The organism is Streptomyces sp. ATCC 21386 (assembly GCF_018728545.1).
Classification (GTDB): Bacteria; Actinomycetota; Actinomycetes; order Streptomycetales; family Streptomycetaceae; genus Streptomyces.
The window spans coordinates 5,957,585-5,965,793 of sequence record NZ_JAAVVL010000001.1 but is presented as its reverse complement, the minus strand read 5'-3'; the positions used below and the strand labels follow the sequence as shown (position 1 = coordinate 5,965,793).

Annotated in this window: 6 protein-coding genes; 2 read left to right on the top strand and 4 right to left on the bottom strand. The window is 69.1% G+C overall.

What is annotated here, in order from left to right; genetic code table 11:
* Nucleotides 1-450: 450 nt before the first annotated feature.
* Entirely contained in the window at nt 451-705 is a 255-nt protein-coding gene (locus GWK25_RS25625) for a hypothetical protein (RefSeq protein ID WP_215453403.1), read from the bottom strand.
* Nucleotides 706-1,328: 623 nt separating this feature from the next.
* Between GWK25_RS25625 and GWK25_RS25620 the strand changes: the two genes are divergently transcribed.
* Entirely contained in the window at nt 1,329-4,004 is a 2,676-nt protein-coding gene (locus GWK25_RS25620) for a DEAD/DEAH box helicase (RefSeq protein ID WP_215453401.1), read from the top strand.
* 127 nt (nt 4,005-4,131) lie between these two features.
* On the opposite strand, the gene GWK25_RS25615 is transcribed toward GWK25_RS25620, so the two are convergent.
* Together GWK25_RS25615 and GWK25_RS25610 are read right to left on the bottom strand one after the other, a co-directional pair.
* Nucleotides 4,132-5,094 (bottom strand): hypothetical protein, encoded by a 963-nt coding sequence (locus tag GWK25_RS25615; protein ID WP_215453399.1) that lies wholly within the window; start codon nt 5,092-5,094, stop codon nt 4,132-4,134.
* On the bottom strand, nt 5,091-5,633 hold the full coding sequence (locus GWK25_RS25610) for a hypothetical protein (protein ID WP_215453397.1): 543 nt from the start codon (nt 5,631-5,633) through the stop codon (nt 5,091-5,093). Before GWK25_RS25610 ends, GWK25_RS25615 begins: the two co-directional genes overlap by 4 nt.
* A gap of 230 nt (nt 5,634-5,863) precedes the next feature.
* Between GWK25_RS25610 and GWK25_RS25605 the strand changes: the two genes are divergently transcribed.
* The gene (locus tag GWK25_RS25605) at nt 5,864-7,435 is read left to right on the top strand and encodes a zinc-ribbon domain-containing protein (protein ID WP_215453393.1); all 1,572 of its coding nucleotides are present in this window, start codon (nt 5,864-5,866) and stop codon (nt 7,433-7,435) included.
* Nucleotides 7,436-7,518: 83 nt separating this feature from the next.
* On the opposite strand, the gene GWK25_RS25600 is transcribed toward GWK25_RS25605, so the two are convergent.
* On the bottom strand, nt 7,519-8,031 hold the full coding sequence (locus GWK25_RS25600) for an AAA family ATPase (protein WP_215453391.1): 513 nt from the start codon (nt 8,029-8,031) through the stop codon (nt 7,519-7,521).
* Nucleotides 8,032-8,209: the final 178 nt, after the last annotated feature.

Genomic DNA, 8,209 nt, shown 5'->3' with positions numbered 1-8,209 from the left:
AGATGCGTATAAGAGACAGGGGTACCACATCGCTGCGCGATGTGCAAGGGGGGCGGTCGCTGCGCTCCCGCTGGCCCGTGCGGAGCACGGGCGGATCCCTGCGCTGCGCTCCGGGATCTGGTGGGGCCGGCCGCTGCGCGTCCGGCGCAGCGCGCGGTGCGCGCTCGCCCGCTGAGGACGTGTCAGGTGCGGCTAGTAGGGTCTCCAGTCCGGGAGTTGGGGAGTCCTGCGGACTCCTGGGCGGGTCCGCTGCGCTCCCCCGCCTGACAGTCCTTCCGGCTACGCCTCCAGAACCGTTGAGGCCCGCTGGCGCGGGCCGAGCTGGCTGCGAGGGGCGGGGGTTGCGCTTGAGTGAATGGTGATTCCGCTTCTCGCGCGAACTCCCGGACCAGCAAAGAGGGTCCGGGAGTTGCCGGAATTGGTGCGTACCAAAGCGTCCTGACGACGGGATTACATCGTCATCATGCGCGAACGCAGGAAGTCGACCTCGCGCTTCTCTTCAGGGGACAGCTTCTGGTACCGCTCCTCTCCCTTGCGAGATTGTTCGGCGACAAAGTCCCTGATGGGTTCGCCTGCACCGACTATCTCTGATACGCCCCAGGTCAGTTTCGCCACAGCTACTCGGGCCATCCGTCCTGTGGTCTTGTCGATCCAGTCAGGCTCTTTCTTCTTGTTCTTCTTTTTCTTCTTGTTCTTCTTCCCCATCTCGAGCCTCCTCCGCAACGCACGCTCGGGAAATTGAGCGGTAGTTCCACCGCTCTGTTTCGCGACAATCAGGCCAGACCATACCCATGCCGAAAAACTGACAATCTATGGATCAAGCGTGAAAATGCTCGCATCTTTGTTCAAGGATGCGAGTCCGCCGCCGCGGATCAGTTTGACCGTCGGGAGAGTGGCTGCATCAAACTGATGCAGCATGTACTCTTGGCAAAAAGTAGAGACTCACTGACTGCTCGATCGCCCCTCGGTTCTTAGCTATGAATCTGCCAGACCGGATCGCCAGCTGAGCATGCAATCCTCGTGCCGGGTGACGAGGCACAAGACTGCGGACATGAACGCCCGGCTAAGGCTGTTTGCGCTTCTGGAGACACAGGGCGTGCCCGTAAGCACGGCTGGTGTCCTGAACGGTCACCAGGGCTCGGTTGAAGGATAGTTGGAGCTTGACGGGATGGAGCCAGCGTCTCGGGGTTCGCAGATGGCTGGGGTGACGGTGTACCGGCAGCGAGCGAGGCGCTGGCGAGGCAGATATATCGACCTGGGCGCGGCCTGCATTCCGCACGCGGCCCTCTGAAAGACCACAGGAATTGAACGCTCGGGGAGGCAAGGAAATGTCAGCGATTCAACTCAAGGAACACCAGGTCGATCAGCGCGCTGCGTTTCGCAGGTGGGTTGGATTCCCTGCAAGGTCATCTGTGCCCCCGCAGGGTGCCCGGGGCACGATCGTGTCAGCGACCGGTTCGGGCAAGACGATCACGGCCGCCGCGTGCGCGCTGGAGTCGTTCGCGGGCGGCCGGATCCTCGTGACCGTGCCGACTCTGGACCTGCTCGCGCAGACCGCTCAGGCGTGGCGTCTGGTGGGCCACCGGGCACCGATGGTCGCGGTGTGCTCGCTGGAGAACGACCCGGTGCTGAAGGAGCTGGGTGTGCGGACCACCACCAACCCGATCCAGCTCGCCCTGTGGGCGGGGTCCGGGCCGGTGGTCGTGTTCGCCACGTACGCCTCTCTGGTGGACCGCGAGGACATCGACGCTCCCGTGGGCCTGCGGAAGGTTCGCGGGCCGCTGGAGGCCGCTCTGGCGGGCGGAGACCGGCTGTACGGCCAGCGCATGGCGGGCTTCGACCTCGCGATCGTGGATGAGGCGCACGGCACTGCTGGTGATCTTGGTCGTCCGTGGGCGGCGATCCACGACAACGCCCGTATCCCGGCGGACTTCCGGCTGTACCTGACCGCGACCCCGCGCATCCTCGCCGCGGCCCGCCCGCAGAAGGGCGCGGAGGGTCAGGAGGCGGAGATCGCGACCATGGCTGATGACCCGGAGGGCACGTACGGCGCGTGGCTCGCGGAGCTCGGGCTGTCGGAGGCGATCGAGCGGGAGATCCTCGCCGGGTTCGAGATCGACGTCCTGGAGATCCGCGACCCCTCCCCCGTCGTCGGGGAGTCCGAGGAGGCGCTGCGCGGCCGGCGTCTGGCGCTCCTGCAGACCGCGCTCCTGGAGCACGCGGCGAAGTGGAACCTCAAGACCGTCATGACGTTCCACCAGAAGGTGGAGGAGGCCGCCGCGTTCGCGGAGAAGCTGCCGGAGACGGCTGCCGAGCTGTACGTCAACGAGGCCACCGATGAGGACCTGGCCGCCGCCGACAAGCTGCCGAAGTCCTCCATCGACGCGGAGTTCTACGAACTCGAGGCCGGCCGCCACGTCCCGCCGGACCGCGTCTGGTCGGCGTGGCTGTGCGGCGACCACCTCGTGACCGAGCGGCGCGAGGTCATCAGGCAGTTCGCCAACGGCATCGATGCCACCGGTCGCCGGGTCCACCGCGCCTTCCTCGCCAGCGTTCGCGTGCTCGGGGAGGGCGTGGACATCACCGGCGAGCGCGGAGTCGAGGCCGTCTGCTTCGCGGACACCCGCGGCTCCCAGGTGGAGATCGTGCAGAACATCGGCCGCGCGCTCAGGCTCAACAAAGACGGCAGCACGAAGGTCGCCAGGATCATCGTGCCCGTGTTCCTGGAGCCCGGCGAGGACCCTACCGACATGGTCGCCAGCGCCTCGTTCCGCCCCCTTGTAGCCGTTTTGCAAGGCCTGCGCAGTCATGATGAACGACTTGTCGAGCAGCTCGCCTCCCGCGCCCTCACCAGCGGCAAGCGCAAGGTCCACCTCCAGCGCGATGAGGACGGGCGGATCGTCGGGGCCGACGGAGGGGGCGACGGCGAGGACCAGGAGCAGGACGACACCGACGCCGCTGCCGAGTCCGCCCTGCTGCACTTCTCCTCTCCCCGCGACGCGGCGACGATCGCCGCGTTCCTGCGCACCCGGGTATACCGGCCGGAGTCGCTGGTGTGGCTGGAGGGCTACCAGGCCCTGATCCGCTGGCGGGCGGAGAACGAGATCACCGGCGTCTACGCCGTGCCCTACGACGTTGAGGTCGAGGTCGGGGCGACGAAGGCGTTTCCGCTTGGGCGGTGGGTGCACCAGCAGCGCAAGGCCCTGCGGGCCGGGGAGCTGGAGGACCGGCGCAAGGTTCTCCTGGACGCGCCGGAGGCCGGGATGGTCTGGGAGCCGGGCGAGGAAGCGTGGGAGGCCAAGCTCGCCGCGCTGCGGTCCTACCGGCGGGCGACCGGTCACCTCGCGCCGCGTCAGGACGCGGTGTGGGGCGAGGGAGAGGCGATGGTGCCCGTCGGGCAGCACATGGGCAACCTCCGGCGGAAGGGCGCGAAGAACGGTCTGGGCAAGGACCCGGAGCGGGCCACCGTGCGCGCGGCGCAGCTGGCGGAGATCGACCCGGACTGGGACTGCCCGTGGCCGCTGGACTGGCAACGCCACTACCGCGTCCTGGCGGACCTGGTCGACGCCGACGGCCAGCTGCCCGACATCGCACCCGGCGTGCTGATGGACGGCGACGACATCGGCAAGTGGCTCCAGCAGCAGGCTCAGCTGGCCATCTGGGCGCGGCTCCTGCCCGAGCAGCAGGAGCGGTTGTCCCATCTGGGCATCACGCCCGCTGAGGCGCCGTCTGCCGCACCGGCCGCCAAGGGTGCGACGAAGGGGCAGGGCAAGGCATCGCAGGCGTTCCAGCGAGGTCTGGCGGCGCTCGCGCAGTGGGTGGAGCGGGAAGGCGCGGACCGGCCGGTGCCAAGGGGCCACAGCGAAGAGATCGCGGTCGACGGCGAGGCGGAGCCGGTGACTGTGAAACTGGGTGTGTGGGTCTCGAACACCAAATCGAGGCGCGACAAGCTCGCCCAGGACCAGCTGGCCGCACTGCGGGAGCTGGGCGTGGAGTGGGCGTGACGCTCCCGCCGGCGGGTCGTTGAACCGGTCGGACATCCCAGAGCACAGAGAGACCCCGGGCCGCAGATGCCCGGGGTCTCGTACGTGTGGGGCTGCAACGCGGTGGTGCAACACGGGCCCACGCGGGCTACCAGCGGCGCAGGTCCTTGGTGAGTTCGCCGTACCACTCGGTGCGGCGCGGCACGTACTCGTCGGGCGCCGGTCCGAGCGCGACGGCGTGGTCCGTGATCCCGTAAGTGACCCGGTAGGCCAGGACCTGGGTGGCGAGGTCCATCCACTCCTGCGTCTTGCGCGCCGGTGGCACGGGACCGAGCACGGTCACGAACCACATGGGCAGCAGGGCGCGGTCGCGGATCGCGTCGGCCAGACGGCCGCGCAACAGCCAGTTCAGCTTTCTCTCCGCCTTGTCGCCCTGCTCGATCAGCGACACCTTCGCCTGCCTCAGAGAGTCGTCCTGGGCCAGTGCGGCCTGGGCGGTCCGGGCGGGGCCGGCCAGCTTCTGGGCCCGCTGATCGTTTCTCTCGGCGAGGGTGCGGGACATGCCGAAGTCCATGACGGCCTGCTTGAACTCGCGGGACGTGCGCGGCTGACTGGCCAGGATGCCGACGGCCTCCACCACCTTGTCCCGGTGTTCGTCGCGTTCGGCAACCGCGCCTTCGTACTCGCGGACCTTGAGGCGGTGGGCCTCGCGCTGATGTCTGGGGAGCAGGCCGGAGCGCACATGCCAGCCGTGGTCGGCGGTCCTGGCCAGCTTCTTCCACTCCGGGTCGATGGTGTCGAGGTCGGCGAGTGGGGCGCCGCCCGCGGCGAGCAGGTGGGCTTCGAGGGCCTGGACGCGGCCGGTCAGCCACTTGAGGGACTGATCCGTGTCCTGGATGTGGCCGCGTACGTCGTCCTCCAGTTCGGTGAGGTCGTTGCGGACGGTGCTGAGGTCGTCCTCGAGGCTGCGGATGCCGCCCCGGATGTCGCGCAGCTCGTAGTCGAGGTCTTCGACCTCCCCCAGCTTCGAGCGCAGCGAGTGCAGTTCGTGCTCCATCCCGCCGGTCCGGGTCTCCAGACGGCGGACCTGGTAGCTGTAGTCGTCGCTCACCGCCGCGCCCCCTTCGGCTCGGCGCCCGTGCTGTCCATCGAGGACCCGGCGACGAGCATCCAGCCCACGGCGGCGGCGATGATGAACCACCGGCTGATCACGCTCAGGCTGATGAGAGCCATCAGGAGCGCGACCACGTGCAGTCCGATGGCCCCGAAGCGGCGGTCACGGTGCTGTTCGGCATCGACCTTCTGGAAGCAGCCGGCCACCGTTCCCATGAAGTGCGGACCCAGCAGGACCAACCACCAGGTCGAGCGGTCGAGGACGAAGACGAGCGCGATGAGCACCGCGCCGACGGCCGCCTGGCCGCGCCAGGACCACGTCACGATGCGCTCACTGCGTCTGCGCTCGGGTTCGGCCAGCCGCTCGGGGATCGTCTTCTCGAACTCCACCAGCTTGCTGGTGACGTTCACCAGCCGGGCGTACTCCACCGCGAACTGGTCGCCGTCGGAGTGCTTCAGCACCTCGGCATGGCGAGCGCCGACCTTCTGCTGAAGCTGCGCGAACTGCTCCTCGATCTCCTGCTCGGTGCTGCCCACCGAACCACCCCCACCCGCGATGCGACGACACGCCGACCGGACACTTCCCACCGGCAGCCGCCGCCAGCCGTCAAACCGATCGACCGTACCCGCAGTAGTCCGGGGCCCGCCGGGCAATCAGATGCGGTGGCCGAAACCCTGCCAGCCCCGGGTGATGGCCTGAGTCGCCTCCTTCCAGTCCGGTGACGTCGGCAAGGGCATGTCAGTGGCGCGTCCTACGGTGCGTGCTCATGACACGTCGCACCCGTTTCCTGGTCACCGAGCACCCGGCCATCGCCGCCCAGTGGCACCCGGACCTGAACGCCGATCTGGACCTGGCGCAGATCGGTCCCGGCTCGCACAAGGCTGTGTTCTGGCGGTGCGACGACGGTCACGTCTGGCAGGCGCAGGTCCATTCCCGTGTCGCCGGGACCGGCTGTCCGCAGTGCGCCGGGTACGTGCCCCGTGGCCGGACCACACTCAGCGAGCACTCACCTGACTTGGTAGCTGAGTGGCACCCGCGCAACGACGCTTCGCCGGACCAGTTCGGGCCCGGCTCGCAGCGCAAGGTCTGGTGGCGCTGTCCGGTGGGGCACGAGTACCAGGCGCGAATATCCAACCGCAGTCGCGGTACCGGCTGCCCGGCCTGCGCGAGGGCCGGCCGCGATGCACCGGACAGGCGTTTGGCGGACATGCCCGAGCTGTTCGCGCAGGTGGACCCCGACACCGCACCGGCCGACGTGGCGGAACTGCCGGTCAACTCCCGCGTACGGCTGGGATGGCGCTGTTCCCGTGGACACCGCTGGGAGGCGAAGGTGAGCCACCGGACCGTCGCCGGGTCGGGCTGCCCGGCCTGTGCCCGGAGGAAGCGTGCTCCCACTCTGCCCGAGGCGCGGCCGGACTTGGCAGGGCAGTGGCACCCCGAGCGCAACGGCGGGCTGACGGCCGAAGCGGTCACCGCTGGTTCGCACCGCCTGGTCTGGTGGAAGTGCACCGTGTGCGCCGGCGAGTTCCGGGCCAAGGTCTTCCACCGCGTCCGCGGCTTGGCCGCGTGCCCCTCCTGCTCCGGCCGGGTGCGCTACCAGGCGCTGGCGAGCGAGAGCCCCGAAATCGCGGCGCTGTGGCACCCGTCCCTGAACAAGGCCCTCACCCCGGCAGAGGTGACCGCCGGGGCCAACGTGCCGGTCTGGTGGCTGTGCCCCGCCGGACACGAACCCTGGTCCGCCCAGGTGGCGCACGTCTTCATGGGCAGGCAGGGCTGCCCGCGCTGCCGGAAGCGGACAAGCGTCTCCCGGCAGGAGACGGAACTGTTCGCCGAACTCCAGCTCGTCCTCACCGGCGGAGAGCAGCAGTACCCGCTGCAGACGCTGCACGGCCGCTACCGGCTCGACATGCTCTTCCCAGCGGACCACGACCAGGCCGTGGCCGTGGAGTTCGACGGCTCGTACTGGCACCGCGACGCGGAGGAACGCGATCGGCTCAAGGCGGAGTCCGTAGAACACCACCGGCCCGGCTGGATGGTGGTGCGGGTACGTGAGGAACCGCTGCGACCGACCCGGCTTGGCGACGTGGTCGTGCCGTACCTGGCGGACCCGTTCACGGCCGCCAGCATCGTTGTCGAGCACCTGATGCCGCTGGCGTCGTGGCCCGACGACACCCGTCAGCGGGCGCGCGCCTATCTCAAGGGCGGGCGCCGCCAGGGAGCTGCGCTGGCACAGCGTCTGATCAACAAGCGACAATCCGCTGCTCCACCGACCGATGACCGGCCCGCACCTCAGTCCATCTCGGGGCGGATCGAGGGCGTGCAGTCTGCCTTGTGGTGAGGGCCGGGCTACTCGGCCACGTTGTCGGGGTCAGGCAAGTGGGGTGGGAAGTGCCGTTCGTCGAGGCCCGAGGTCTTGTGCGTTCATGGGGTGAGGCGGTGCCAGATGAAGACGCAGCTCTCCAGGCTGGCGAGTGACGGCCGGCGCAGCACGGACCGGATCCTCTCGGGCCCCACCAGAACAACGGGCATCCGGCGCTCACGCTCCTGGAACAGGCTCCACAACCCGTAGACGTACAGCAGGGCCTCCGTGCGCAGCAGATGGGCATCGCGTACGACCACCACCGGCCAGGAGCGCCGCGCGAGTTCGTTCTCGACAGCCCGCTGTGCGTCGGCCAGACGTCGCGGCCGGGCACCGAGGTACAGAGCCTCGTGGAACGCGTCCAGGAGCGCCGCCAGGGTCCCCGGCGCGGCGGTCGTGATCACGACGGCGTCGGCCCCCTCGCAGCGGCTGAGAGCCGCCTCCACCACGGCCTCGCCCTGGACATCCTCCGGCGCGATGACGCACAGCAGCGCGCGGGTCTCCAGGATGTAGCCCAGGTTCTCGGCAAGTGCGGAGAACGCTTCGTCAGACACGGCCGTGGTGACCTCGCCCATGGCCCCTCCTCTGGAGTTGCGTACGGGACTCCGCCAGTCCAGCACGTTCCCGGACAACGGCGGAGACATCGGCGTCATCACGGCGCAGATTGACCGGGCCCGTTCGGGATGTGAGCGGCTGTGCCGGATCAGCCGGGGTTCGCGACCCGGGCGGCGGCTGCCGCGGCAGTCGTAGACC

Coding starts and splice junctions, on each gene's coding strand:
- GWK25_RS25625 (WP_215453403.1), bottom strand. CDS start 705: ATGGGGAAGAAGAACAAGAAGAAAAAGAAGAACAAGAAGAAAGAGCCT.
- GWK25_RS25605 (WP_215453393.1), top strand. CDS start 5,864: ATGACACGTCGCACCCGTTTCCTGGTCACCGAGCACCCGGCCATCGCC.
- GWK25_RS25600 (WP_215453391.1), bottom strand. CDS start 8,031: ATGGGCGAGGTCACCACGGCCGTGTCTGACGAAGCGTTCTCCGCACTT.
- GWK25_RS25620 (WP_215453401.1), top strand. CDS start 1,329: ATGTCAGCGATTCAACTCAAGGAACACCAGGTCGATCAGCGCGCTGCG.